This is a genomic window from Roseateles sp., from assembly GCF_965229315.1.
GTDB lineage: Bacteria > Pseudomonadota > Gammaproteobacteria > Burkholderiales > Burkholderiaceae_C > Pelomonas.
The window spans coordinates 913,489-939,979 of sequence record NZ_CBDDJA010000001.1 but is presented as its reverse complement, the minus strand read 5'-3'; the positions used below and the strand labels follow the sequence as shown (position 1 = coordinate 939,979).

The 26,491-nt window shown below is 70.0% G+C and carries 22 protein-coding genes; 12 read left to right on the top strand and 10 right to left on the bottom strand.

The features are described 5' to 3' along the window. Positions 1–143 precede the first annotated feature (143 nt). Together ACO07H_RS04315 and ACO07H_RS04310 are read left to right on the top strand one after the other, a co-directional pair. On the top strand, positions 144–1,667 hold the full coding sequence (locus ACO07H_RS04315) for an aldehyde dehydrogenase family protein (RefSeq protein WP_422011477.1): 1,524 nt from the start codon (positions 144–146) through the stop codon (positions 1,665–1,667). Between the two features lie 67 nt (positions 1,668–1,734). Beyond that, positions 1,735–2,124 carry a DUF779 domain-containing protein gene (locus ACO07H_RS04310; RefSeq protein ID WP_422011475.1) on the top strand — a complete coding sequence of 130 codons (390 nt, stop codon included), beginning with the start codon at positions 1,735–1,737 and terminating at the stop codon, positions 2,122–2,124. 3 nt (positions 2,125–2,127) lie between these two features. Here ACO07H_RS04310 and ACO07H_RS04305 read toward each other — a convergent pair whose 3' ends face one another. Together ACO07H_RS04305 and ACO07H_RS04300 are read right to left on the bottom strand one after the other, a co-directional pair. Further along, on the bottom strand, positions 2,128–2,778 hold the full coding sequence (locus ACO07H_RS04305; RefSeq protein ID WP_422011473.1) for a hypothetical protein: 651 nt from the start codon (positions 2,776–2,778) through the stop codon (positions 2,128–2,130). 150 nt (positions 2,779–2,928) lie between these two features. Further along, entirely contained in the window at positions 2,929–5,112 is a 2,184-nt protein-coding gene (locus ACO07H_RS04300) for a TonB-dependent receptor domain-containing protein (RefSeq protein ID WP_422011471.1), read from the bottom strand. Between the two features lie 224 nt (positions 5,113–5,336). Between ACO07H_RS04300 and ACO07H_RS04295 the strand changes: the two genes are divergently transcribed. Continuing rightward, positions 5,337–7,355 carry a sigma-54-dependent Fis family transcriptional regulator gene (locus ACO07H_RS04295; protein ID WP_422011469.1) on the top strand — a complete coding sequence of 673 codons (2,019 nt, stop codon included), beginning with the start codon at positions 5,337–5,339 and terminating at the stop codon, positions 7,353–7,355. Between the two features lie 13 nt (positions 7,356–7,368). Here ACO07H_RS04295 and ACO07H_RS04290 read toward each other — a convergent pair whose 3' ends face one another. The 4 genes from ACO07H_RS04290 to ACO07H_RS04275 are packed head-to-tail and all read right to left on the bottom strand — an operon-like array spanning position 7,369 to position 12,069. After that, positions 7,369–8,700: a family 10 glycosylhydrolase gene (locus ACO07H_RS04290; protein WP_422011467.1), complete on the bottom strand. Its 1,332-nt coding sequence runs from the start codon at positions 8,698–8,700 to the stop codon at positions 7,369–7,371. Further along, positions 8,697–9,830, bottom strand: coding sequence for an acyltransferase family protein (locus tag ACO07H_RS04285; RefSeq protein WP_422011465.1), 1,134 nt, complete (start codon positions 9,828–9,830; stop codon positions 8,697–8,699). The genes ACO07H_RS04290 and ACO07H_RS04285 overlap by 4 nt, the downstream gene beginning before the upstream one ends. Beyond that, positions 9,827–11,191 (bottom strand): MFS transporter, encoded by a 1,365-nt coding sequence (locus ACO07H_RS04280; RefSeq protein WP_422011463.1) that lies wholly within the window; start codon positions 11,189–11,191, stop codon positions 9,827–9,829. The genes ACO07H_RS04285 and ACO07H_RS04280 overlap by 4 nt, the downstream gene beginning before the upstream one ends. Then, entirely contained in the window at positions 11,188–12,069 is an 882-nt protein-coding gene (locus ACO07H_RS04275; protein WP_422011461.1) for an N-acetylmuramic acid 6-phosphate etherase, read from the bottom strand. Before ACO07H_RS04275 ends, ACO07H_RS04280 begins: the two co-directional genes overlap by 4 nt. Before the next feature lie 223 nt (positions 12,070–12,292). Here ACO07H_RS04275 and ACO07H_RS04270 point away from each other — a divergent pair, with 223 nt between their 5' ends. The 5 genes from ACO07H_RS04270 to ACO07H_RS04250 all read left to right on the top strand — a co-directional run bounded on the left by ACO07H_RS04270 (position 12,293) and on the right by ACO07H_RS04250 (position 16,300). Then, positions 12,293–12,550 carry a hypothetical protein gene (locus tag ACO07H_RS04270; RefSeq protein WP_422011457.1) on the top strand — a complete coding sequence of 86 codons (258 nt, stop codon included), beginning with the start codon at positions 12,293–12,295 and terminating at the stop codon, positions 12,548–12,550. 177 nt (positions 12,551–12,727) lie between these two features. After that, positions 12,728–13,555 (top strand): DUF692 domain-containing protein, encoded by an 828-nt coding sequence (locus ACO07H_RS04265; protein ID WP_422011455.1) that lies wholly within the window; start codon positions 12,728–12,730, stop codon positions 13,553–13,555. Then, a complete protein-coding gene (locus tag ACO07H_RS04260) occupies positions 13,552–14,331 on the top strand; it encodes a putative DNA-binding domain-containing protein (RefSeq protein ID WP_422011453.1) in 780 nt (259 codons plus the stop codon). The genes ACO07H_RS04265 and ACO07H_RS04260 overlap by 4 nt, the downstream gene beginning before the upstream one ends. 65 nt (positions 14,332–14,396) lie before the next feature. Further along, complete coding sequence (locus ACO07H_RS04255) at positions 14,397–14,927, top strand: peroxiredoxin (protein ID WP_422011451.1); 531 nt, start codon at positions 14,397–14,399, stop codon at positions 14,925–14,927. Further along, positions 14,927–16,300 (top strand): amidase, encoded by a 1,374-nt coding sequence (locus tag ACO07H_RS04250; protein ID WP_422011659.1) that lies wholly within the window; start codon positions 14,927–14,929, stop codon positions 16,298–16,300. Before ACO07H_RS04255 ends, ACO07H_RS04250 begins: the two co-directional genes overlap by 1 nt. 63 nt (positions 16,301–16,363) lie before the next feature. Here ACO07H_RS04250 and ACO07H_RS04245 read toward each other — a convergent pair whose 3' ends face one another. Further along, complete coding sequence (locus ACO07H_RS04245) at positions 16,364–16,846, bottom strand: hypothetical protein (RefSeq protein ID WP_422011449.1); 483 nt, start codon at positions 16,844–16,846, stop codon at positions 16,364–16,366. 45 nt (positions 16,847–16,891) lie between these two features. Here ACO07H_RS04245 and ACO07H_RS04240 point away from each other — a divergent pair, with 45 nt between their 5' ends. Next, on the top strand, positions 16,892–17,512 hold the full coding sequence (locus ACO07H_RS04240) for a glutathione S-transferase family protein (protein WP_422011447.1): 621 nt from the start codon (positions 16,892–16,894) through the stop codon (positions 17,510–17,512). Positions 17,513–17,556: 44 nt separating this feature from the next. Here ACO07H_RS04240 and ACO07H_RS04235 read toward each other — a convergent pair whose 3' ends face one another. After that, on the bottom strand, positions 17,557–18,183 hold the full coding sequence (locus ACO07H_RS04235; RefSeq protein ID WP_422011445.1) for a glutathione S-transferase family protein: 627 nt from the start codon (positions 18,181–18,183) through the stop codon (positions 17,557–17,559). Positions 18,184–18,302: 119 nt separating this feature from the next. Between ACO07H_RS04235 and ACO07H_RS04230 the strand changes: the two genes are divergently transcribed. Then, positions 18,303–18,935 carry a DUF6515 family protein gene (locus ACO07H_RS04230; RefSeq protein ID WP_422011443.1) on the top strand — a complete coding sequence of 211 codons (633 nt, stop codon included), beginning with the start codon at positions 18,303–18,305 and terminating at the stop codon, positions 18,933–18,935. Between the two features lie 25 nt (positions 18,936–18,960). Here ACO07H_RS04230 and ACO07H_RS04225 read toward each other — a convergent pair whose 3' ends face one another. Continuing rightward, on the bottom strand, positions 18,961–19,941 hold the full coding sequence (locus ACO07H_RS04225; protein WP_422011442.1) for an XdhC family protein: 981 nt from the start codon (positions 19,939–19,941) through the stop codon (positions 18,961–18,963). Positions 19,942–20,034: 93 nt separating this feature from the next. Then, positions 20,035–20,694, bottom strand: a complete 660-nt coding sequence (locus tag ACO07H_RS04220) for an esterase (RefSeq protein WP_422011440.1) — start codon at positions 20,692–20,694, stop codon at positions 20,035–20,037. 621 nt (positions 20,695–21,315) lie between these two features. On the opposite strand from ACO07H_RS04220, the gene ACO07H_RS04215 reads away from it, so the two are divergent. Together ACO07H_RS04215 and ACO07H_RS04210 are read left to right on the top strand one after the other, a co-directional pair. Then, the gene (locus ACO07H_RS04215) at positions 21,316–24,354 is read left to right on the top strand and encodes a TonB-dependent receptor domain-containing protein (RefSeq protein WP_422011438.1); all 3,039 of its coding nucleotides are present in this window, start codon (positions 21,316–21,318) and stop codon (positions 24,352–24,354) included. Between the two features lie 78 nt (positions 24,355–24,432). Next, positions 24,433–26,481 (top strand): alpha/beta hydrolase family protein, encoded by a 2,049-nt coding sequence (locus ACO07H_RS04210; protein WP_422011436.1) that lies wholly within the window; start codon positions 24,433–24,435, stop codon positions 26,479–26,481. The last annotated feature ends 10 nt before the right edge of the window (positions 26,482–26,491 follow it).

Genomic DNA, 26,491 nt, shown 5'->3' with positions numbered 1-26,491 from the left:
ACGTCGCGGCGTTGTGCCTGGGGCGTTCCATTTCGGGACAGTCCGGCAAGGCGCGCCGGGCGCCGCGGCTGGCATGGGGCTTGCGCAGACTTGGCTGACCCGCGCCACGCCACGACGCCGGGCAACCCTTCAGGAGACACCGCATGCCCATCTACGCCGCCCCCGGCACCCCCGGCGCCCCCCTCGCCTACAAGCCGCGTTACGACAACTTCATCGGCGGCAAGTTCCAGCCGCCCGTGGAGGGCCAGTACTTCGACGTGATCTCGCCCATCAACGGCAAGGTCTACACGCAGGCCGCGCGCTCGGGCGCCGCCGACATCGAGCGCGCGCTGGACGCCGCCCACGCCGCCGCGGCGAAGTGGGGCGCCACGCCGGCCGGCGAGCGGGCCAACGTGCTGCTGAAGATCGCCGACCGCATCGAGCAGAACCTGGAGCTGCTGGCCTACGCCGAGAGCGTGGACAACGGCAAGCCCATCCGCGAGACGCTGAACGCCGACATCCCGCTGGCGGCGGACCACTTCCGCTACTTCGCCGGCTGCGTGCGGGCGCAGGAGGGTGCGCTCAGCGAGATCGACACCCACACCATCGCTTACCACTTCCACGAGCCGCTGGGCGTGGTGGGCCAGATCATCCCGTGGAACTTCCCCATCCTGATGGCGGCGTGGAAGCTGGCGCCGGCGCTGGGTGCCGGCAACTGCGTGGTGCTCAAGCCCGCGGAGAGCACGCCGATCAGCATCCTGCTGCTGGCCGAGCTGATCGCCGACCTGCTACCGCCGGGCGTGCTGAACATCGTCAACGGCTTCGGCCGCGAGGCCGGCATGCCGCTGGCCACCAGCAAGCGCATCGGCAAGATCGCGTTCACGGGCTCCACGGCCACCGGCCGCGTCATCGCCCAGGCGGCGGCCAGCAACCTCATCCCGGCCACGCTGGAGCTGGGCGGCAAGAGCCCGAACATCTTCTTCGAGGACGTGATGGCGCAGGACGACGCCTTCCTGGACAAGGCCATCGAGGGCCTGGTGCTGTTCGCGTTCAACCAGGGCGAGGTGTGCACCTGCCCCAGCCGCGCGCTCATCCAGGAGAGCATCTACGACCGGTTCATGGAGCGCGCCGTCAAGCGCGTGGCGGCCATCAAGCAGGGCAACCCGCTCGACACCGACACCATGATGGGCGCACAGGCCTCGGCCATGCAGATGGACAAGATCCAGACCTACCTGGCGCTGGGCAAGGAGGAAGGTGCCAAGGTGCTGATCGGCGGCGAGCGCGCGCAGCTGGGCGGCGACCTGGCCGGCGGCTACTACATCCAGCCGACGCTGTTCCAGGGCCACAACAACATGCGCATCTTCCGCGAGGAGATCTTCGGCCCGGTGCTGGCCGTGACCACCTTCAAGGACGAGGCCGATGCGCTGGCCATCGCCAACGACACGCCCTACGGCCTGGGCGCCGGCGTGTGGAGCCGCGACGGCAGCCGCGCCTACCGCATGGGCCGCGGCATCCAGGCCGGGCGCGTGTGGACCAACTGCTACCACGCCTACCCGGCGCATGCGGCCTTCGGCGGCTACAAGGAATCGGGCATCGGCCGCGAGACGCACAAGGCCATGCTGGACCACTACCAGCAGACCAAGAACCTGCTGGTCAGCTACAGCCCCAACGCGCTGGGTTTCTTCTGAGCTGAGCTGCGAAGATCAGGGCGGCATCGGCCGCCCTTTTTTGTGGCTGGGTCGAGAGGGAGCCGCCATGACCGATTTCATTCCCCGCGTGCAGGCCAGCGAAGCCGCGCAGGCGCTGATCGCCCAGCTGCGCCGCCAGCACGGCGAGCTGCTGTTCTACCAGTCGCACGGCTGCTGCGCCGGCAGCGCGCCCATGTGCTTCGCGGTGCACGAGCTGCAGCTGAACGCCGGCGACCGCCAGCTCGGCCACGTGTGCGGCGTGCCCGTGTACGCCAGCGAGTCGCAGTGCGAGTACCTGGCCGGCCTGCAGATGACGCTGGACGTGGCGCCCGGCAACAGCGGCAGCTTCGGGCTGGAGGACGGCTCGGGCCAGCACTTCGTGGCGCACCTGCGGCTGTGGACGGACGACGAGGTGCCGCACCTGGCGCCGATCACGCCGCTGCCGGCGCCGGACTGAGGCTCAGCGGCGGCGGCGAGCTGCCGGCACGGCCAGCAGCGCCAGCATGGCCAGCGGCAGCGTGCCGGGCAGGGGCAGCTCGTTGACGGCGCCGGGCATGGCCACGCGCAGGTTGTCGAGGCTCGACTCCTCGTTGTTGCCGCTGCCCTCGTGGGCCTCGTAGAAGCGCACCGACGTGATGGCGACGTCCGAGACCATGCCGATGAAGATCGCCGATCCGTCGCCGCCGGCGATGGCCAGGTTCTGGCTGCTGCCGTCGCTGAAGAAGAACGTCAGCAGGCCCTGGTCGATGGCCGTGGAGAGCGGATGGTTCGGGTCGGACTCGAAATCCATGATGTCCAGCGCCACGGCCAGGTAGGGCAGCGCGTAGGTGACGTCGTAGTAGGTGGTGCCGGGAGCGGCGTTGCCGAACGTCGCCGCGCGCGGCTGCGTGGCCCCGACCCACACCTGCACCGCGCCGGCATTGCTGCTCAGCGTGACGCCGGGCAGCACGGCCGTGCCGGTGAGGTCGGTGCCGGCCGGGTAGCCGGAGAAATCCTGCGTCTGCACCGGGCCGCTGACGGCGAGCTGCCACGCGGACAGCGAGGTGTAGACGGTGCCGGCGTGGGCGGTGCCCAGGGCCAGCAGTGCGAGGGCGGTGAGGAGTCGGCGCATGGCGGTGTCCGTGAAATTGGGATGCACGGCATTGGGCCGCGCCCACGCCGGCCCCGCCCACCCCAAAGACTTGGGGGCGCCCCGCAGATCAAGGGTGGGAACGTCCTGAGGTTTCGGATGTCCGGTTTTGCCGGAGGGGAGGTTCTGCGGTCAGAACTTCACGCTCGCCGACACGCTGGCCAGCCAGGTGCGGCCGGGCGCCGGCTCGAAAAAGCGGCCGTTGCCCTCGTTGACGATGACGGAGCCGACGTAGTGCCGGTCGAACAGGTTGTCGGCGCGCACGAAGCCGCCCAGCGCCCACGCGCCGGCCGCCAGCACGTAGCCCGCGTGGGCCGCGGCCACCGCGTGGGCCGGCACGGCGTCGGTGTTGGCGTCGTTGACGGCCACGGCGCTCAGCGCGCGCGCCTCGACGCCGCCGCGCCAGCCGGTGGGCGGCAGCCAGCCCAGCGACGCGAACAGCGCACCGCGCGCGATGCCGGGCAGGCGGTTGCCCGCCGCGATGGGCATGTTGGCCGTGGCGCAGGGTGTGGCCGTGCAGGTCAGGAAGCCGTCCACGTAGGTCGCGCTCAGCACCGTGGCCGACAGTTGCGCGCGCAGGTGCCGGGCCCAGCGCTGCTCGAGCGCCAGCTCCACGCCGCGCCGCTGCGTGGCCCCGGCGTTCTGGTAGGTGGCGCGCCCGCCGCTGTTGGTCTGCGTGACGATCTCGTGGGCGGTACGGGTCTGGAAGACGGCGGCCGTCGCCTCGCCGCCGCCGCCGCTGTCGCCGTCGCTGCCTCCGTCGCCGCCCCAGCGCAGCTTCACGCCGGCCTCGACGCTGTGGCTGGTGGCCGCCTGCAGCCCGAGGTTCAGCCCCGTGCCGCCCCCGGCGCGGTAGGCCAGCTCGTTGAGCGTGGGCGTCTCGTAGCCGCGGCCGGCGGTGGCGTACAGGCGCACGGCGTCGGCGGGCGCGTAGACGACGCCCAGCACCGGCAGCGTGGCGCCGTAGCTGGCCCGGCCGCTGTCGTCGGGGTTGGCGCCGACGACGTAGTGGTCCGCCGAATCGAAACGCACGCGGCTGCGGCGCACGCCGGCATTGACCGTCCAGTCGGGCGCCGGCTGCCAGGAGGCTTGCACGTAGGGGTCGGTGCTGGTGACGGTGTTGGTCTCGTCGCGGCGCAGCGCGCCCAGCACGCCCAGCACGGCCACGGGCGTGCCGGCGTAGTTCAGGTAGCCGCGGCGCTGCTCGTCGAGCGTGTCGTGGGCCAGGCCGGCGATGACGGTCAGCGGGGCGGCCAGCAGCTGCGACTTCAGCGTCCAGCGCAGGTCGGCGCCGCGGTAGTCGCGCGCCAGGTCGATGACGCCGCCGGGGTGCAGCGCGCTGGCCTGCGTCGCACGCGGGATGGCCTGGAACTGCGCGGTGCCGCGGTGGCCGCCGTAGGCCGTCAGCTGCAGCGCGTTGGCGGCGTCCAGCCGGCGCTCGTAGACGACGCCGAGCTGCGTCTGGTTGACGGTCTTGCGCGTGTCGTAGTCCAGCGCCGAGGCATCGACGCCGCGCGGGTTGGCGGCCCATTGCGCGCGCGTGAGGCCCAGCGGGTCCTGCGCCTCGGGCAGCGCGACGCTGTTGGCCACCAGCGTGAACCGGCTGTCACCGTCGGGCCGCCAGGTGAGCTTGGCGTTGCCCAGGCGGCGCTCGGTGGCGCTGTGGTCGCGGTAGCCGTCGCTGGTCAGGCGGCTCACGCCGAGGACGTAGCCGAGGGGGCCGCTGGCGCCGCGGGCCTGGGCGCCCAGGCGCAGCAGGCCGTCGCTGCCGGCGGCGGCGTTGAAGCTCAGCGTCGGTGGGCCGCGGCCGTCTTCGGTGAACACCTGGATGACGCCGCCGGCCGAGTTGCCGTACAGCGCCGAGAACGGCCCGCGCAGCACCTCGATGCGGCCCACCGAGCCCAGCTCGACGTTGGAGATCTGCCCCTGGCCGTCGGGCAGCGTGGCGGGGATGCCGTCCACGTACAGCCGCACGCCGCGGATGCCGAAGGTGGAGCGCGCGCCGAAGCCGCGCACCGAGATCTGCACGTCCTGCGCATAGTTCTGCCGGTCGCGCGCCAGCAGGCCCGGCACGCCGGCCAGGCTCTCGGAGATGTTGACGAGGGCGTGGCCGTCACGCACCTCATCCGCGCCGATGCGGGTGATGGACGCGGGCACGTCGAACGCGGCCGCCTCGCTGCGCGTGGCCGTCACGACGACGGGCGCCAGGCGCTGCGGTTCGTCGGCCTGCGCCGTGGCGGCGACCGGCGCGGCCAGGGCCATCACCCACCCCGACGCGCAGGCGCGCACCGGGCCGTGCCAGGGTGGCTGCTGCATCTGTACTCCTGCTGTGCCGGCCGCGGGGCTGCGGCGGGCGGACCGGCGATTAGAGCGCCCCCCGGCGGTGCCGTGCCCCGGCGCCACTGCCCGCGCCCGAGGGCGACACAAACTGCAACTGGACAGCCGCAACGCTTTGGCACAGCATGCGCCGACCACGGCGGGGCTGCCCAGGCCGCCACCCCCGGAGACAAGCCTGCACGGCAGGCGCACAGGAAAGAACCATGGATGCTTTGAGCCGTGAACCGGGTGGCACGGGCGGGCCGTTGCCTGTCGCCGCGCTGGCCATGCAGCCGTCCCGCGTGGACTGCATCGAGCGCTCGCACCGCCGCAGCGCCGCCCTGGGCCTCAAGCGCGGCGAGCCGGGCGACGCGGGCCCGCTGGTGCGCAGCGACCTGCAGCTGGCGCGCGAACGCAACCAGCGCCTGTGCCTGCACGCCGCGCCCGTGATGCAGCTGCTGTTCCAGCAGATCGTCAACAGCGAAAGCATGATCGTGCTGACCGACGCGCAGGGCACCATCCTGCATTCGGTCGGCGACGACGACTTCCTGGCGCGCGCCGACAAGGTGGCGCTGGCGCCCGGCGCCAACTGGGCCGAGCACTCCAAGGGCACCAACGCCATCGGCACGGCGCTGTTCGAGCAGGCGCCCACGCTGGTGCACGCGCACGAGCACTTCATGCACGCCAACAGCTTCCTGACCTGCTCGGCCGCGCCCATCTTCGACCCGCGCGGCAACATGCTGGGCGTGCTGGACGTGACCGGCGACCACCGCGGCTACCACCAGCACACCATGGGCCTGGTGCGCATGTCGGCCAGCATGATCGAGAACCACTGGCTCTCCGACGACTGCAACAACCGGCTGCGCATCCACTTCCACGGCCGCGCGGAGTTCATCGGCACGCTGCTCGAAGGCATCCTCGTCGTCGCGCCGGACGGCCGCATCGTCGGCGCCAACCGCAGCGCGCTGGAGCAGCTGGGCCTGAGCGGCGCCGCGCTGCGCGCGCAGAGCCTGGCCACGCTGTTCGGCACCACGCCGGCCGCCGTCTACGACCACTTCCGCGCGCCCATGTCCGCGCCGCTGCGGCTGAGCGTGCCGGACGGCCGGCCGTTCCACGCCACCGCGCGCTTCGACTGGCCGTCGCGCCCCATGGCGCTGGGCCTGGGCGCGGCCGACGACGCGGCGCCCGAGCCGCCGCAGGCCGCGCCGGTGAGCCGCGACGCCGCCGTGCCGCGCGCCGCGCAGCCCTTCTCCGGCCTGCAGTACCTGCGCACCGGCGACGCGCGGCTGGACACCGTCATCGGCAAGATCCGCCAAGTGCTGGACCGCGACATCCCGCTGCTCATCCTCGGCGAAACGGGCACCGGCAAGGAGCTGCTGGCGCGCGCCGTGCACCACGACTCGGCGCGCTCGCGCCAGCCGTTCGTGGCCGTCAACTGCGCGTCCATCCCCGAGTCGCTGATTGAGGCGGAGCTGTTCGGCTACGAGGAAGGCGCGTTCACCGGCGCGCGCCGCAAGGGCGCGCCCGGCCGCATCGTGCAGGCCCACGGCGGCACGCTGTTCCTGGACGAGATCGGCGACATGCCGTTGCCGCTGCAGGCGCGGCTGCTGCGCGTGCTGCAGGAGCGCAGCGTGACGCCGCTGGGCTCGCCCAGGGCCGTGCCGGTGGACATCGCCGTGATCTGCGCGACGCACCGCAACCTGCGCGACATGATCGAGGCGCAGGCCTTCCGCGAGGACTTGTACTACCGCATCAACGGCCTGGCGCTGCGCCTGCCCGCGCTGCGCGAGCGCAGCGACCTGGAGGCCGTGGCGCGCCGCATCCTGCGCGCGGAGCGCCCGCAGGACACGCCCGAGCTGAGCCCGCCGGTGCTGGCGCTGCTGCGCCGCTGCACCTGGCCGGGCAACATCCGCCAGCTCGCCAACGTGCTGCGCACGGCCGCGGCCATGTCCAGCGGCGAGCGGCAGATCACGGTGGCCCACCTGCCCGACGACTTCATCGAGGACCTGGAGCGCGGCAGGCCCGGCCTGGTTGCCCCGGCCTCGCCCGGCACGGCGGCCGAGAGCGCCGCGCTGCCGCCGCAGACGCCGCAGACGCTGGAAAAGGCCGGGATCGCGATGATCCGCGCCGCGCTGGCGGCCGCCGGCGGCAACATCTCGGCGGCGTCCAAGCAGCTGGGCATCAGCCGCAACACGATCTACCGCAAGCTCGGCCGCCCCCCTGGACGGGCGGCCGACGCCTGAGCGGCGCGCCGGCTCAGCGCACCGGGTTCACGGCGCCGGGCGTGGGTGCGGATACCGGCGCAGCCACCGGTGCATAAGGCCCCGTGCGCAGCGCGTCGGCGATGCCGCGGCGGTTCTGCGCCAGCGCGGCCATGCTGAAGTGGATGTGGCCGCTGCCGGGCGACAGGCGCCGGACGCTGTCGATCTGGCCGACGATCTCGTCCGGCAGCCAGCTCTTGTCGCTGGCGTCGATGCGGCTGGTGAACAGGCCGGCGTGGATGGGCCGGTCCAGCGGGTTCAGCGCGCGCCAGGCCTGCAGCAGCGGCTCGAAGGCCTGCGCCGTCTGCGCGCGCGGCCAGTACAGCTGCGGCGCGAGGTAGTCCAGCCAGCCTTCGCGCAGCCACAGCTCCACGTCGGCGTAGAGCTTGTCGTACTGGCTGAAGCCGGTGATGCCCGGCGGGCGCAGGTCGGGCCGTGGCAGGCCGAACGGGCTCACGCCCACGCGCGTGCCGGGCCGCACCTCGTGCGCCAGCGCGTACAGGCGCTGCACGAGGCGGTTGACGTTGTAGCGGCGCCAGTCGTGGCGGGCCAGGCTGCCGCCGCCGGCGACGTACTTCTGCCAGCTCGGCTCGTCCGGGAAGTCGACGTCGTTCTTCGCCGCGTCCTGGATGGGGTAGGGGTAGAAGTAGTCGTCGATGTGCACGCCGTCGACGGGGTAGCGCGCCAGCACGTCGCGCACGACGGCCAGCGTGTGCTCGGCCGCCGCGGTCTCGCCCGGGTCCATCCAGAGCTGGTCGCCATAACGCTTGACCCAGTCGGTGTGGATGCGGCCCACGTGCGTGTCGGCCAGCACGGACTTGGCCGTGCTGTGCCGCGCGCGGTAGGGGTTGAACCAGGCGTGCAGCTCCAGGCCGCGGATGCGCGCCTCCGCCAGCCACACGGCCAGCGGGTCGTAGCCGGGGTGCTGGCCCTGCGTGCCGGTGAGGTACTCGCTCCACGGCTCCAGTTTCGATTCGTACAGCGCATCGGCGCTGGTGCGCACCTGCAGGATCAGCGCGTTCAGCCCCGTGCGCACGGCCACGTCGCACAGGTTGCGGATCTCGGCCTGCTGCTGCGCGGCGGGCAGGCCCGGCTTGCTGGGCCAGTCGATGTTGGCGACGGTGGCGATCCACGCGGCACGCCATTCGCGCGCGGGCGGCACGGGCAGCGGCAGCGGCGCGTGCGAGATCTCGCCGTCGGGCCCGACCGTCAGCGGCACCGCGGGCGGCAAGACGTCCATCTGCGCGACGGGGGCCGGCTGGGGCGGCGTGGCACAGGCGCTGAGCAGCGGCACGGCGGTGAGGCTGAGGAGGTCGCGTCGCTTCATACCTTGATGAACCATTGCTTTCGGTACATGAACCACGCCAAGGCGTACATGGCGAGGACGAACACGACGGCGTGCAGCAGCGACGCGTTCTGTGGCGCCAGGCCCAGCTCCACGATGGGCTGGTACAGCGCCTTGCCCAGCGAGCGGCCGTCGGCGAGCTTGACGGTGTACAGCATCTTGGCCACCAGCCCCGACAGCGCGAACAGGAACAGCGCGTTCATGCCGAACACGACGAACGGGTGCAGCAGCCGCGCCCAGCGCGCGCGGGCCAGCGGCTGCGGCATCGCGTCCAGCAGCCAGTAGAAGACGGCGAACACGAGCAAGGCCCAGCCCGCCATCGCGAACACATAGCTGGGCGTCCACAGCGACTTGTTGATGGGCATCAGCCAGGCGTCCAGCACCTGGCCCAGCCACAGCGACGCCAGGCCCGCGACGACCCAGGTCATGGCCTTCTCGGCGGGCTGCTTCTTCGACGCCAGCACGTAGCCGGCCAGCACGCCCAGCAGCTGCGACGCCACGGCCGGCAGCGTGGACAGCAGGCCCTCGGGGTCCCAGGTCCTGGCCTGCTTCCACAGGTGGCCGTCCAGCAGTGCGCGGTCCAGCCAGGCGCCCACGTCCTGGCCGCGCTCCAGCACGCCGGTGTGGACCACGCCGTCGGCGTCGGGCACCGGCACGCAGAGCTGGATGAAGGCATAGACAGCCATCAGCAGCGCCGCCCACAGCGCCACGCCGCGTGCACTGCACCACAGCACGATGGGCGCGGCCAGCAGCGTGCACAGGCCCAGGCGCTGCAGCACGCCGGGGATGCGCACGCTGGCGAAGTCGAAGTTCGGGATGAGGTTGAGCAGCAGGCCGATGCCGATGATGACGAGCGCGCGGCGCCAGGTCTGCAGCAGCAGCGCGGTCTTGTCGGCCCCGGCCTGCGCGCGGCGCGCCAGGCTGATCGTCATGGCCATGCCGGCGATGAAGACGAAGAACGGGAACACCCAGTCGGTGAACGTCCAGCCGTGCCATTGCGCGTGCAGCAGCGGCGCGTAGACATGGCCCCAGTCGCCCGGGTTGTTGACGAGCAGCATCGCCGCGATGGTGAAGCCGCGGAAGGCGTCGAGGCTGAGCAACCGGTCTTTCATGCGCTGTCGTCCGCCTTCTTGCCGAAGTTCTCGGGCACCTTGATGAGCGCAGCCATGAAGAAGCTGGGGATCGTCGCCACCAGCACCCAGGCGAAGAACGGCACGTAGCCGACGTGGTCCTGAAGCCAGCCGCTCCACATGCCCGGGATCATCATGCCCAGCGCCATGAAGCCGGTGCAGATCGCGTAGTGCGCGGTGGATGGACCCCCAGGCTTCGCAGGCGCAGGCGCCTGCTGTGCCACCCCCCGGGGGGGCTGAGCCGGCTCGGGGCGGCCCGTCGCCGGCTCCTGCGGCCCCCCGGCGACATGGATCATGTACATCAGGTAGGCCGTGAAGCCCAGGCCGTAGCCGAACTGCTCCACCGCCAGCGCGGCGCTGACGACGGCCAGGCTGGTGGGGTGCGTCATGGCCAGCAGCAGGAAGGCGACGTTGGGCACGTGCATGGCCAGCACCAGCGGCCACAGCGCGCGCTTGAGGCCCACGCGCGAGATGACCCAGCCGCCGGCCAGGCCCCCCAGCGTCAGCGCCGTGAGGCCCACCGTGCCGTAGGCGATGCCCACGGCCTTGGTCGACAGGCCCAGGCCGCCCTGGTCGACGGGGTCCAGCAAGAAAGGCGACGCCAGCTTGAGCAGCTGCGCCTCAGGGAACCGGTACAGCAGCAGGAAGCCGAGGATGACGGCGATGCCGGGCTTTCTGAAGAAGCTGGCGAACACGGCGAAGAAGTCCGCCACCAGCCCACGCGCGGCTCCCCGGCCGGCACCGCGCACGTCGGCCGCGGGCCGCGGCAGCACGATGCCGTGCCACGCCGCCAGCACGACGAACAGCACGCCCAGCAGCCAGAACACCAGGCTCCAGGCCTGCGTGACGCTGCCGGTGCGTTCGGTCAGCTCGCCGGCCAGGTAGACCAACCCGCCCTGGCCGCCGATGTTGGCCAGGCGATAGAACGTGGAGCGCACGCCGACGAACGCGGCCTGTTGATGCTGCGGCAGCGCCAGCATGTAGTAGCCGTCTGCTGCGATGTCGTGCGAGGCCGACGCGAAGGCCATCAACCAGAACACCGCCAGCGAGAGCTGGAAGACCTTGTCGGTCGGGATGGTCAGCGCCACGCCCGCGAGTGCGGCACCGACGAAGAACTGCAGCACCGTCACCCAGCGCCGCTTGGTGCCGAACAGCTCCACCAGCGGCGACCACAGCGGCTTGATGACCCAGGGCAGGTAGAGCCAGCTCGTGTAGAGCGCGATGTCGGTGTTGGAGATGCCCAGGTTCTTGTACATGACGACCGACAAGGTCATCACGACGACATAGGGGATGCCCTGGGCGAAGTAGAGGCTGGGAATCCACGCCCAAGGGGAGCGGTTCATGTCGCCAGGGCCTTGCTCACGCTGCCGTCCACGGCCTGCAGCCGCCGGCGGGCTTCATCGGCGCCCACGCCGAGCTTGAGCATCACCAGCGCCGTCTTCACATGGTTGTCGCAGGCGGCCAGCGCCGCTTGTGCCTCCGCCTCGCTGGCGCCCGACGCACGCACCGTCAACGCCAGCGCCCGCTTCACGAGCTTGGCGTTGGTGGCCTTCAGGTCCACCATCAGGTTGCCGTAGACCTTGTTGAGCCGCACCATCAGCGCCGACGAGAAGGTGTTCAGCGCGATCTTCTGCGACGTGCCCGCCTTCAGCCGCGTGCTGCCGGAGATGACCTCGGGGCCGGTGTCGAGGATGACGCCGATCTCGGCCTGCGCCGCGACCGGCGCGCCGGGGTTGTTGGCGAAGCCGATGGTCAGCGCGCCGGCCGCGCGCGCGGCCTCGATGGCGCCCAGCACATAGGGCGTGCCGCCGCTGGCGGCCAGCAGCAGCGCCACGTCGTCCGGGCCTGGGTTCAGCGCGGCGAGGTCGGCCGCACCCTGCGCGCGGTCATCCTCGGCGCCTTCCACGGCGACGAACATCGCGCCCGGCCCGCCGGCCATGATGGCCACAGCCCGCTCGCGCGGCCACGAGAAGGTGGGGTACAGCTCCACGCTGTCCAGCACGCCCAGGCGGCCGGACGTGCCGGCACCGGCGTACAGCAGCCGGCCACCGGCGCGGATGCGCGGCAGCGCGGCGTCCACCGCGGCGGCGAGCTGCGGCGCGGCGGCCTTCACGGCGGCGACGGCGGCGTGCTGGTCGTCGATGAACGCATCCAGCAAGGCGGGCGTGGCGTATGTGTCCAGGTCGGGATGCCGGGTGCTCGGGGTTTCGGTGTTCAGCATGGAAAGTCAGGATGCGGGCTGCGGCACTCTAGCGGCTGGCACCCGCCCATGACGAATGCCAGGGGCCATTGCAGTCATAACGGCAGGTCATCAGAATCTTCCTGCCGGCTGTAAGGGCGGAGGCTTCTGCCCCGACGCACGTTGGCAAGTCGATGTCGGTCCGCCGTCACCGACCTGTGGTGAACCCCGATCTCAACCACCCTCTCTTTCTGGAGACCACGACATGAACGCATCTTTCAAGAACAGCCTGGGCCTGGCCGCTGCCGCTGCCGCCCTGTTCGCCACCGCCGCCATCCCCACGACGGCGGCCGCGGCCGACGGCATGGTCAAGTGTTCCGGCGTCAACACCTGCAAGGGCACTTCCGAGTGCAAGACCGCCAGCAGCGGCTGCAAGGGCCAGAACGGCTGCAAGGGCCAGGGCTGGGTCAGCAAGAAGTCGGCCGACGAGTGCACCAAGGCGGGCGGAAAAGTAGAGAAGTGACCCCCTGCCGGCTGACGCCGGCGCCCCAGGGGGCGCACCAGGCGGCCTGGCAGAGCGCTTGCGCTCCGGTGCAGGCTCATATCGCGCAGCGATGTGATGCCGCAGCCAAAGCCAGTTCCGCCGGTGCCGCTGGATGACGTGTGAGCCTGCGGCCACACGTCCTTTTGTTTGATCGACATGAACCGAATCCAGGGCTTTGGCCTCGGCCTGCGCGTCGAGCACTACGCCGACTTCGAGGCCGGCGTGCCTGCCGACAGCCGCCCCGACTGGCTGGAGATCATTTCCGAGAACTACCTGGTGCCCGGCGGCCCGCCGCTGGCGCACCTGGAGCGCATCCGCGCCGACTACCCACTGGTCATGCACGGCGTGTCGCTGTCCATCGCCGCGACCACGCCGCTGGATGCGGCCTACCTGCGTGAGCTGAAGGCGCTGGCCGACCGGCTGCAGCCCGGCTGGGTGTCCGACCACCTGTGCTGGAGCGCCGACGCGCACAGTCAGCTGCACGACCTTCTGCCCGTGCCGCTGACGCGCGAGGCGCTGGCGCATGTGGGCAGCCGCGTCGCGCAGGTGCAGGACCTGCTCGGCCGCGCGCTGGTGCTGGAGAACGTGTCCAGCTACGTGCGCTTCGCGGCGGACGAGATGGGCGAGGCCGAGTGGATCGCCGCGCTGCTGAAGCAGACCGGCGCCGGCCTGCTGCTGGACGTCAACAACGTCTACGTGTCGGGCCGCAACCATGGCTTCGACCCGGTCGCCTACCTGGACGCCCTGCCGGTCGAGGTCGTCCGCCAGATCCACCTCGCCGGCCACGAGGACCGCGGCGACATCGTCATCGACACGCACGACCACCCCGTGCGCGACGAGGTCTGGGCGCTGTACCGCCAGGCGCGACAGCGCTTCGGCGCGGTGCCGGCGATGATCGAGCGCGACGACCATATCCCGCCGTTGCCCGAGCTGCTGGCCGAGCTGGACCACGCCCGGCGCATCGCCGCAGCGCTGCCCGCATGACGCTCGCCGCCCAGCAGCACATGCTCGCCGCCGCCATCCGCGACGGCGCCGAACCACAGGGCCTGCTGACTGCCGACAGCGCGCGCGGCCTGGCCGTTTACCGCCACGCCTACCGCGCCCGTCTGGCGCAGGCGCTGGCCGACAACTTCACCGTGCTGGCGCGCGCGCTGGGCGACGACGGCTTCGACGCGCTGGCCCAGGCCTACATCGCCGCGCGGCCCAGCCGGCAGCCGTCCATCCGCTGGTTCGGCGACGGCCTGGCCGGCTTCATGGCGGCGGCCGGCGACGACCTCGTGCCGCATGCCAGCCTCGTCGATGTCGCCCGCATGGACTGGGCGCTGCGCGGCGCGTTCGACGCGGCCGACGCGCCCCTGCTGGACGCCGCCACGCTGGCCGCGCTGGGCGCCGACGACTGGGCCGGCCTGGTGCTGCATCTGCACCCCAGCGTTCAGCGTGTGCCGCTGGCCCATGCCGTCGAGCCGGCGTGGAAGCTGCTTCGCGAATGGGACCCCGACGCGGGCACGCCCAGCCCCGAGGTGGACGCACCGGCCCCGCACGCGCACACGCTGCTGGCCTGGCGGCAGGCCGACGGCACGCGCTGGCGCGCGCTGGAACCGCTGGAGGACGCGCTGCTGGCCGAGGTCGCGCAGGGCGCACCGTTCGCGCGGCTGTGCGAACGCGCCGCCGCCGAGCTGGGCGATCCCGACGCCGCCGCGCCCGCCGTCGTCGGTCTGCTGCAGCGCTGGCTGGCCGACGGCCTGCTGCGCCAGCCCTGACCCACCCGCCAGCCAGGCCATTGAGGCTTGGCTATCCTGCGCCATCCCACCACTCGAGGTCTGCCATGTCCCGACGCCTGTTCACCGCCCTGGCCGCGGCCCTGCTCATGCCCGCCGCGCACGCCGCGCTCACCGTCGGCGCGCCGGCGCCGGACTTCACGGCCGACGCCGCCGTGGGCGGCCAGCCGTTCAAGTTCAAGCTCGCCGAGGCGCTGAAGAAGGGCCCCGTGGTGCTGTACTTCTATCCCAAGGCCTTCACCAGCGGCTGCACCGTGGAGGCGCACAACTTCGCCGAGGCCACCGACAAGTTCAAGGCGCTCGACACCACCGTCATCGGCATGTCCAACGACGACATCGACACGCTGAAGAAGTTCAGCGTCGAGGCCTGCCGCAACAAGTTCGCCGTCGCCGCGGATGCGGGCGGCAAGGTCATCAAGGACTACGACGTGTCGCTGAAGATGGTGCCCGGCACCATGGCCGACCGCGTGTCCTACCTGATCGCGCCGAACGGCAAGGTCGCTGCCGTGCACGCCAGCATGGACCCCGACGGCCATATCGACGCGATGCTGAAGGCCGCCGAGAAGCTCAAGAAGTGATCGCGGGGCTCGGTGCGGCGGCGTTGCTGGCCGCCTACCGTTCGGGCGAGCTGTCGCCCGTGGACGTGATGCAGGCGGTGCTCTCGCAGGCGCAGCGGCGCGAGGGCGAACTGCATGCGCTGTGCGCCGTCGATGCCGACGGCGCACTCGCCGCCGCGCGGGCCAGCGAGGCCCGCTGGCGCGCCGGCACGCCGCTGGCGCTGGACGGCGTGCCCGTCACGCTGAAGGAGAACATCGCCGTGCCCGGCGCCGCCTGGCGCTTCGGCACGGCGGCGACGGCCGACGACGCGGTGGCCGACTTCGAGGCACCGCCCGCCGCGCGGCTGCGCGAGGCCGGCGCCATCGCGTGGGCGCGCACCACCATGCCCGACTACGGCATGCTGAGCTCGGGCCTGTCCAGCCTCTACGCCGAGCCCGCGCGCAACCCGTGGGACACGGCGCTGACGCCCGGTGGCTCCAGTGCCGGGGCCGCCGCCGCGGGCGCGGCCGGCTACGGGCCGCTGCACCTGGGTACCGACATCGGCGGCTCCATCCGGCTGCCGGCCGGCTGGTGCGGCCTCGTGGGCCTGAAGCCCAGCCACGGCCGCGTGCCCATCAAGCCGGGCTATGCAGGCCGCGTCGCCGGGCCACTGACGCGCAGCGTGGAAGACGCCGCGCTGATGCTGGCGGTGCTGGCGCAGCCCGATGCGCGCGACCCCACGCAGCTGCCGCCGGGTGGCTTCGCGTGGCAGCCGGGCATCACGCTGAAGGGCCTGCGCGTGGGCCTGATGCTGGACGCCGGCTGGGGCGAGGCCGTGCAGCCCGAGGTGGCGGCCGCGATCGTTGCCGCAGCGCGTGCGTTCGAGCAGGCCGGCGCCGTCGTCGTGCCGCTGGCCCCGTTCAGCACGCGCGAGATGGCCGATGGCATCGACCGCTTCTGGCGCATGCGCTCGTGGCTGGACACGCAGGCCCTCGCGCCCGAGCGCCGTGAGAAGGTGCTGCCTTACATCCTCGACTGGGTCGCGCCTGCGGCCGGCTACGACGGCGGCACGGTGTTCCGCGGCTACAGCCAGATGCAGGCGCTGCGCGAGGCGGCCGTCTCGGCCTGCGCGCCGTTCGACTTCGTGCTGTCGCCGGTGGCGCCCATGCCGGCCTATCCGGCCCATCGCGCCAGCCCATTGCACGACCCGTCCCGGCCCTTCGAGCACATCGCGTTCACGCTGCCCTTCAACATGAGCGAGCAGCCGGCGCTGTCCATCAACGCGGGCTACACGCCAGGCGGTTTGCCGATCGGCCTTCAGGTCATCGGCCGGCGCTTCGACGATGCCGGCGTGCTGGCCCTGGGCGCCGCATGGGAGCAGTTGCGCCCCGCCCAACGCCGCTGGCCCTTCTGAAGGGCACCGCCATGAGCTGGTCATCGCCAACGCCCCCGCGAGCGCCGAGCCCGGCGACTGCCGTCATGAATGGTGGGGCGGCGGCGGCTGAGTGGGCAGGCCGGCGGCAGCCAGGTCGGCGTTGACCAGCGCCCAGGCACTGGCGAAATCGCTGGCCCGGCGCACCGGGCGGCTGGCGCGCCAGATGTCCATCAACGCCGGCAGCCGCTCGATGCCGGCGATGCCCGGACGCACGAGGAAGACGGTGGAGACTGACACGACGCCGCGCGACGCGAAGGCATCGATGCTCTCGCGCAACTGCGCCAGCGCGTCGACGTCCATCTGCAGGCTGCCGCGGATCTCCAGCAGGTCGGCAAAGCGGCGGTCGGCCGGCAGCCGCTTGCCGGCGAGCATGATGGCGCGCTTGACGGCGGCCATCAGCGCCACGTCGAACGGCCCCTCGGCCATGGACACCATCACGCGGCCCTGCACGCCCACGCTGACACGGCCGAAGCTCGGCTTGGGGTTGGGCCGTCGCGGTGGCGGCAGGGCAGGCGTGGGGCTCATGGTCTTGTGGGACGATTTTGCACGCTCGAACAGGGAGGCAGTGACATGTTGACTTTGTATGGCACCCGCGGTTCGGGGTCGGCCGCCGTCGAGGCGGCGCTGGCCCGCACCGGCCAGGCTTTCGAGCCCGTCGACGCGGCATCCTGGAACCCTGGCCCGGGGCGTGACGCACTGCTGCGCGTGAACCCGCTGGGCCAGATCCCGACACTCGTCTTCGACGACGGCCTGGTGTTGACGGAAAGCGCGGCCATCCTCATCCACCTGGGCCTCGCGGCGCCGCCCGGCCGCCTGCTGCCCGCGGACGCCGCAGGCCGCGCGACGGCCATTCGCGGCCTGGTCTACATCGCCGCCAACTGCTACGCGGCCATCAGCGTCATCGACTACCCCGAGCGCTGGTGCGAGCCCTGCAGCGATGACGACAAGGCCCGCATCCGCGCCGGCACGCGTGCCCGGCTGCATCACCACTGGCGGCTGTTCGCGGACCAGTTCGAGGCCGGCTTCCATGCTGCGGCGCCGGGTGCGCTGGAACTGTTGGCGGCGGTGGTGTCCAAATGGTCAGGCTCGCGGCCCCACCTGCAGGCCGAGCGGCCGGCGTTCTTCGCGAAGCTGCTGCAGGTCGAGCAGCACTCCGACGTGGCCGCGATCTTTCAGCGCCACTGGCCTTGAGCGTGGGCGGCGCTGCGAGCTGGCGCGGCGGCCCGCGCCAAGCTTCAGTAGACGGGGTCGGCCAGCTTTTCCTTGGCCACGACGCGCTGCGTGGCGGGCCGGTCGAGCACGCGCTTCAGGTAGGCGCCCAGCGCCGGCCGCGTCTTGGCGGGCCTGGCCTGCATGCGCGTCCAGCGGCACAGCATGAACACCAGCGGGTCCACGGCCGTGAAGTGCGCGCCGAGGAACCAGTCGCCGCCGTGGCGCGCCAGCTCGGCGTCCAGCTGGTCCAGCATCGGGGCGACCTGTGCCTCCGCGCGGGCCTTCACCTCGGCCGCGTCCGTGGCCATGCGGTCCGGGTAGAAATAGTGGATCAGCATGGCCTGCAGCGTGTTGGTCAGCCACACCATCCATTTGTAGTACTGCGCGCGCTGCGGCGTGCCGGGTGCAGGCGCAAAGCCGGGGTGGCAGTCGGCCAGATGCATCAGGATGGCGGCTGTCTCGTACAGCACCAGGTCGCCGTCCACCAGCGTCGGGATCAGGCCGTTCGGGTTGAGCTTCAGGTACTCGGGCGACTTGTGCGCGTTGTTCGCGCGGTCCACCTCGCGCAGCGTGTAGGGGATGCCCATTTCCTCCAGCAGCAGGTGGGGCGCGAAGCTGGCGTTGCTGGGGTAGTAGTGCAGTTCGATCATGGGCGGCGGCGGGGTGGCGGGGACGGTGCCGGAACTTTACGTTGCCGCAACGCCGCCGCAGTCCACGCGGCCCAGTCTGGCGGCGTTGGAAAACCATCTGCCGCTTCCGGTTGAAGACGATGAAGACACTGCTCCATTGCACCGCCGCCGCCCTGCTCTCGCTGGGCGCCGCACTGGCCGCGCCGGCCGCCCACGCCGACGTGCGCGCCCGCGTCAACATCGGCATGGTGTTCGACGGCCGCTACCACCACGACCACTATTACCCTGCGCCCGGCTACGTCGCGCCGGCCGTGCCCTACGGCGCGACGATCGTCGGCGCCGGCCCGGGCCGCTACTGGTTCCACGGCGGCGTCTGGTACCGGCCGTATGGGTCCAGCTACCGCGTCGTGCAGCCGTCGTTCGGGCTCATCATCCCGGTGCTGCCGCCGGCCTATGTGACGCTGACGCTCGGCGGCCTGCCCTATTACTACGCCAACGGCGTGTACTACCGCCCCGTGCCGGACGGCTACGTGGTGGCGCCGCCGCCGCCCGAAGCGGCCACGGCGCAGGTTGTGCAGGCACCGCCCGCCCCGCCGCCGCGGCCCGAACCGGTCATCTACCCGCGCAACGGCCAGTCGCCCGAGCAGCTGGAGAACGACCGCCGCGACTGCAACCGCTGGGCCACGACGCAACCCAATGCGCAGGCCGATGCCAGCATCTTCAACCGCGCCGTCGAGGCCTGCATGGATGGGCGTGGGTACACGATGAAGTGACGGCGCCGCCGCCGGCGTCGGCCGGTCAGACGGCGCAGCCGGTCTCGGCGGTCGCGCCTGCGGCGCGGTAGCGCACGGCGGTCATCTCGGCCAGGATGCTCAGGGCGATCTCGGGCGGCGTGCGCGCGCCGATGTCCAGCCCCACCGGGCCGTGCAGGCGGTCGAGTTGCGCGCCGGTCAGGCCGAAATGCTCGGCCAGCCGCGCGCGGCGCTTGCCCTGGTTGATGCGCGAGCCGATGGCGCCGACGTAGAACGCCGGGCTGCCCAGCGCCTCCATCAGCGCCAGGTCGTCGAGCTTGGGGTCATGCGTGAGGGCCACGATGGCCGTCGCGCCATCGGGCCGGAAGGCGGTGACCACGTCGTCGGGCATGTCGCGCGTGAGCGTCACGCCGGGCAGGTCGAAGCCGTCGGCGTACTCGGCACGCGGGTCGCACACGGTGACGCCGTAGCCCAGCGCCAGCGCCATCTTCGCGAGGTAGTCGGTCATCTGGCCGGCACCGATGACCAGCAGCCGCCATTGCGGGCCATGGTGGCTGACGAGTTCGGTGGCGGTCAGCGTCAGCATGTCCGCGCCGGGCTGCGCGTCGGCCAGCGTCGCCGCGCCGGTGGCCAGGTCCAGCGTGCGGCGCACGCGCTCGCCGCGCGTCAGCCGCACCAGCAGCTCGTCCACGGCCGACTGCGGGCCCAGCGGCTCCAGCATCAGCTCCAGCGTGCCGCCGCAGGGCAGGCCGAAGCGGCGCGCCTCCTCCGCGCCGACGCCGTAGCGCAGCGGCGTCGGCCTGCTGATGGCCAGGCTGCCGGCGCGCAGCTGGGCGACCAGGTCGTCCTCGATGCAGCCGCCCGATACCGAGCCGGCGATCTGTCCGTCGTCCCGCACGGCCACCAGCGAGCCCACCGGCCGCGGCGCCGAGCCCCAGGTGCGCGTGATCGTGCCCAGCACGACGCCGCGCGATTCGGCCCGCCAGCCGGCGGCCGTGCGCAGCACGCTGAGATCGAGGTTGTCCATCCGTTGACGTGTCCCTGACTGCAATGGCCCAAGGGTAATCGTCAATGGCGCCGGCTGCTGGCGCGGCCGGCATCGACCCGGCGGCGGGCCGGGTCAGCTCGCCGCCCGTTCGTCCTCTTGCGCCGCGATCACCGCCTCGCGCCACAGCCGCGCCGGGATGAAGGTGCGCAGCTGCGCCATGGCCTTGTCGATCAGTGCCGGGTGCAGGCCGTGGTCCAGGTGAGGCAGCAGGTCGGCGGTCACGTCGGCACCCAGGTCCACGAGCGTCTGCGCGGCATCGACGACATGGCGGTACGGGAAGCGCTCGTCTGCCAGGCCGTGCAGCAGGTGCACGCAGACGTCCTGCGGCGCGTGCTCGGGACGGGCGAAATAGCCGCCGGCAAAGGCCAGCACGCGGCCCGCCAGCGCGGCTTCGGCCTGCACCGCCTCCAGCGCCAGCAGCGCGCCGTCGCCCACACCGGCCAGCGCCACGCGCTGCCAGGGCAGGCCGAGCTTGGCGGCCTCCCCGCGCAGCCGCTGGCTCAGGTGCGGCAGCGCGGCAGCCAGGCCGTCGGCGCTGGGTGCGTCGCCCGCCCACCAGCGGCAGCGGCCTTCGGCGTCGCGCAGCGGCGGGTGCAGCGTCAGCGTGACTGCGTTGGGGTATTGCGCATGCAGCGCGGCGGCCAGCGGCGCCACGGTGTCGGGACCGTCGGGCGCGATGCCGCTGTCGGGCAGCAGCGCGAAGAGAAGATCGGATGCAGGATTGAAACTCATCCCGATATTTTCGAAGTAAAGGAACGTCTGCACAAACCACAACCATCTGTACCTGGGCCGCATTGAAGAAACCGAGGCACGCAGAGCGTTACATCAGCGACGACCTGATCTGAGACTTGGATCACACGCCAATTTCGGGATCAGCACTGCTCACGCGCGAGCTAGAGGTTTTTACCTTCAAGGCTTCGAGCTCTAAACGCAACGCCATCTGGCGTAAGTTCAGTGTCGCTTCAATCTGACGCCGATATTGAATTTCTTGTTGCTCGATGCCTTGATTTCAGCGATGTGCAGTGACATCGCAACGATGTGCGCGCCTGCTTTTTACGGATAGATTTCAGACGCGCAATGAGAAACAAAATTTCATTTTTCTATTGGGATGATGAAACAAGCTCATTTGCTGAGCCGCAAGGCTGCCCGCGTACGAGAGAGCAGATCGTTGCTGTTTCGCAACAATTTGACCCCGCATTGGGAGCAAAAAGCCCCGGAGATGTCCTCATGTTCAAGGAACAGCAAGTTTCAGGTCGATCCACCCCCCTAGCATGAAGTTTCGTTGCTGAGGTTTGCCGTCCTTCGAAACGAAGCGCACAAGCATCTCAGCAGCCTCTTTTTGTTGGAGCCTTTATGAAAAACTATTTCTCCAGTTACAAGCCTGTGCGCAAACCTGTCGCCTTGGCTGTTCTCGGTTTGATCATCACGCAAAACGCGGCAGCCCAGCAGACTGCTGCTGAAAATAAGCCGGTTACGGTAGCCGAGTCTCCGGCGCGCGAAAATGAAGCCACGCAGAAGCTGGATACCGTTGTCGTTACGTCCGGTTCTCGCATCAAGCGAGATGTGTTCAGTTCCCCTGCACCTATCCAGGTTATCAAGAATGAAGATGCGGCGCTGGCAGGCTTCACTTCTACGGCACAAATCCTGCAAAGCACGTCAGTGACGGGCGGCGCAGGTCAGATCAACAACGCCTTCGGCGGCTACGTCACCGATGGCGGCCCCGGCGCCAACACCGTCGGCCTGCGCGGCTTTGCCCCGACGCGCTCGCTGGTGCTGCTGAACGGTCGCCGCATGTCGCCCTCGGGCACGCGCGGTTCTGTTGGCGCGGCTGACCTGAACACGCTGCCCAACGCCATCGTCGATCGCATCGAAGTGCTGAAGGACGGCGCGTCCTCCATCTACGGCTCCGACGCCGTGGCCGGTGTGATCAACATCATCACCAAGAAGGACCTGACCGGTATCCGCCTCGACGCCTCGCTCTCTCAGACCGAGCATGGCGGCGGCAACGCCTACAACTTCTCTGCCGCAGGCGGCATGGTCAACGACCATTCGCGCTTCCTGGTCTCATACAACTTCAACGAGAACACGCGCATGACCCTGGGTCAGCGTGATTGGACGCGTTGCAACACCGATTCCTTGCGCACCAGCGTGAACGGTGTCGTCGGCGCCTGGGGCAGCGGTGACTTCATCGACCCGCAGACCGGCAAGGCCAAGTGCTACCCGATCACGGGCACGGGCTCGAACGGCGTGACCATCAACACCCTGGGCACCGCCACGACCACCGGCGTCGGCGCTGCGGGCTCGGTGGGCACCAGTTTCAACCGCTGGCGTCCGAACTCGGCCGTGACCACTGGTCTGGCCGGCTGGGAAGGTGTGGGCGGCGGCAGCAACAACCTGAACGTCCGTGACACCTTCGACCCGCGCGTGATGAACAACACGGTGATGTCGCCGGTGCGCAACCACAACCTGTACGCCCAAGGCGCCTTCGACGTGCCCGCGCTGGGCGGCGATGCAGAAGCTTACTGGGAACTGCTGTTCAACCGGCGCGATTCGTCGCAGGTCGGCTTCCGCCAGCTGTCGATGGACTACACCAAGGGCAGCCCGCTGATCCCGGCGAACCTGCAGTTCAGCACCTTCCTGGCGGCTGGCGGTTCGCTGATGACCAACGGCCAAGCCACCGGTGTGCGCGCCTTCATCGGCGCCGGCAACAGCTATTCCAGCCAGGCCGTGGACTTCACGCGCGCCGTGGCCGGCCTGCGTGGCTCGTTCGCCAAGATCAACTGGGACTATGACATCTCGGTCCAGCACGCCGAAAGCAAGGGCAAGTACGTGTTTGACGGCTTCCGCACGGACCGCCTGTCGCAGAGCATGAATGTCGTGGCCAGCGGCAGCAGCTTCGCCTGCGCCAACACGGCCAACGGTTGCGTCGCCGCACCGGCACTGACGTCGGCCGTCGTGGGTGGCCAGCTGCCAGCCGCCTGGCTGGGCTTCGTCTATGACAATTTCACCGGCATGACGAAGTACAAGGAAGACATCGTGTCGGCATCAACGACCGGCAAACTCTTCAAGCTGCCCTACGGCGACGTGAAGGGCGCCATCGGCGCTGAATTCCGCCGCATGTCCATCGACGACACCCCGTCCGTCGACCAGCAGACCGCCAACATCTACAACTTCACGTCTTCCACGCCGACCCGTGGCAGCGACAACGCGACCGACGTGTTCGCCGAAATCGAAGTGCCGCTGCTGAAGGATCTGCCGCTGGCCAAGGACCTGACGCTGAACGGCTCCGCGCGCCGTGCGGACTACAAGTCCTACGGCTCGGGCTCGACCTACAAGATCGGTGCACTGTGGGCGCCGGCCAGCTGGATCTCGCTGCGCGGCACCAACGGTACTTCTTACCGCGCGCCTGCGCTGTTCGAGCAGTTCGTGGGTGCGACGACGGGCTTCCTGAACCAGTCGGGCGACCCCTGCAACACGCCCACCCCGGGCTCGGTTCGCGCCACGAACTGCGCCAGCGAAGGTCTGCCGGCCACGTTCTCGCAAACCCAGAGCATCACTTCGATCACCAAGGGTGGTCGCGATTCGGGCCTGGCCGCAGAAACCTCGAAGAACTCTTCATGGGGTGTGATCCTGCAACCGACGCTGCCGACCGGCTGGGGTGACGTGTCCATCGCCCTGGACCGCTTCGACGTCAAGGTCGACAACGGCGTTGCGCAGATTGGCACCGCCAGCATCCTGGCTCTGTGCTATGACGACCCGGCATTCCGCAAGGGTGGCGGCTACTGCAACTTGGTCACGAGAAACGCGACGACCAACGCGCTGTCGGTCAACAACAGCTACATCAACCTGTCGACCGACGTCGCGCGCGGCTACGAATACAACATCCGCTATACGAACGATGTTGGCATTGGCAAGCTGCGTGTGAATCTGTCGGCCACCGAGTACCACTCGCAAGCCAGCAGGCTGTTCACTACCGACCCGCTGACCGAGAGCAACGGCCGCGTCGGCATCCCGCGTTGGTCCGGTGCCTTTGACGTCAACTATGCCGTGAAGGGTTGGACGGCCTATTACGGCATGGAATGGGTCGGTAAGACTTCGAGCTACGAGTACTACCAACGCCGCAGCACGTCGGCTGCCCAGGCGGCGACGTATGACCCTGCCACGAGCATCTACCAGATGCGCACGCCCAACTACTTCCTGCACTCGCTGTCGCTGTCCTACAGCGACTCGGTGAGTAAGTGGAAGACCACGGTTGGTGTGCGCAACATCGGTGACAAGACGCCGCCCACGATCTCGCAAGGCTTCGCCAACCGCGTCGGCAATGCGCCTCTGTACAGCGGCTACGACTACTTGGGTCGCCGCTTCTTCATGAACGTCTCCAAGACGTTCTAATCGCCTAGCGCTCTGATGCCCTGGCAGCCCGTGGGTTGCCGGGGCTTTTTTTTAAGTGTGATTCGCATGAAAAGCTACTTGAACACCCTGAGCCGGCTGATCGCCGTCGCAGGTGCTGCGCTGGCGACCTGCCACACCGTGCAGGCCGCCGACCCGCCCATCCGCGTTCCGACTCTCGAGACGCTGGCGCAATTCCCCAGCATGACGGGCTTTCGCATCTCGCCCGACGGCAAGCACATGCTCGCCCTCCAGAGCCAGGGCGACACACGCACCATCGTCGTCTGGAAGCTGGCCGAGCTGGCGGGCAGGCCGACGGTCATCGGCTCCACGAGCATGCAGATTCGCAGCGCGTCGTTCCTGAAGAACGACATGCTGCAGGTCGAGATGACGCAGCCCTACGACCTGCGCGCCAACGAGGTCACCAAGACCTTCATCAACAAGCTGCTGTTCACCGACCTCGAGGGCAAGAACTGGATCGAGCCGATGGCGTCTGCCGATATCGCCCGCTCCGAGATCGCCAAGAAGGCGGCGGCACTGGCCAACCCCACGGTGCTGAACCGCCTGCTTGGCGACCCCGACAGCGTCATCCTGGAAAGCGACACGCGCGGCGACAGCCGTGACATCTACCGCTACAACCTGCGCACCGCCAAGGCCTCGCGCATCATGCGGCTGAGCGAGTCCGATGCTCGCGTGTTCGTCAATTCGGCCGGTCTGGTCTGGGCCAAGCAGCGCCTGGGCAGCGATGGCCAGGGCGCGTTCACGGCCATCGACTTCCGCAGCAAGGACGGTACGTGGGAGGAACACTTCCGCAGCTATGTGAAGAACCGCGACGTCGTCGACGTCGTCGCCCCAGGCGCCAAGGCGGGCACGGCCATCATCCGCAGCAACGTCGGCCGGGAAGTCACCGGCCTGTACGAATACGACATCGCCGCCCGCAAGGTGGCAGAGACCCTGTTCGAGCACAAGTTCTTCGACGCGACCGGCGTGCGCTCGTTCCGCAACGACGACGCCCCCAATGACGAGGGCTTCGACGGCTTCGCGCTGGACGGTCACCAGGGCAACGACGAGCACTGGGAAAATCCGAAGATGGAGTCCGCCGTGCGCGGCATCGCTCAAGCACTCGGCATCAAGGAGATACAGCAAGAACTGCGCAGCGTGGGCAGCAACGACCGCGCTGAGATCCGCTCCTTCGACGGCGTGTCCGTGCGCGTGGTGCAGTACGTGGCCGGCGAGACGCCGACCTACCTGATCCGCGTCAGCGGCTCGACCTACCCGACCGAACACTACCTGCTGCGCGGCCAGAACATCCAGTTGCTGGCCAAGGAGTTCCCGGAAGTGGACAGGCGCGCCCTCGGCACCGCCCGCCTCGTCTACTACAAGGCACGCGACGGCCTGAACATCCCCGCCTACCTGACGGTGCCCAACCCGCAGCTGTGTGGACCAGGCCCCTACGCCACGGTCATCCATCCACACGGTGGCCCATGGGCGCGTGACACGATGGACTACGACCGTTCGGGCTGGGTGCCGATGCTGGTGTCTCAATGTCGCGTCGTGCTCCAGCCGCAGTACCGCGGCTCGCAGGGATGGGGCCGCACGCTGTGGTTCGCAGGCGACCGCGAGTGGGGCGGCAAGATGCAAGACGACAAGGACGACGGCGTCAAATGGTTGGTCGGCGAGAAACTGGCCGACCCCAAGCGCGTCGCCATGTTCGGCTTCTCGTATGGCGGCTACGCGGCCTTCGCTGCCTCGGTGCGACCCAACGGCCTCTACAAATGCGCTATCGCCGGAGCCGGCGTGTCTGACATCGAGCGCATCTGGGCGAAGTTCTTCACCAACCCGTACTTCCAGTCCGGGCAGGAGCCCACCGTGCGTGGCCTGAGCCCGTTGAGCAAGGCCGACAAGATCGAGATCCCGATCATGGTCTACCACGGCGACCGGGACCAGACCGTGCCGCTGATCCAGTCGGAACTGTTCGTCGACAAGGCAAAGGCCGCCGGCAAGCCGGTGGAATACCACGTGCTGAAGGACTACGCCCACGGCCCCGCGTGGACGCGCAAGACCAACGCCGACCAGCTCAAGCTGATCAGCGACTACCTGTCCAGGGGTTGCGGCGGAGGCGGGCTGTAAGCCAACTAAC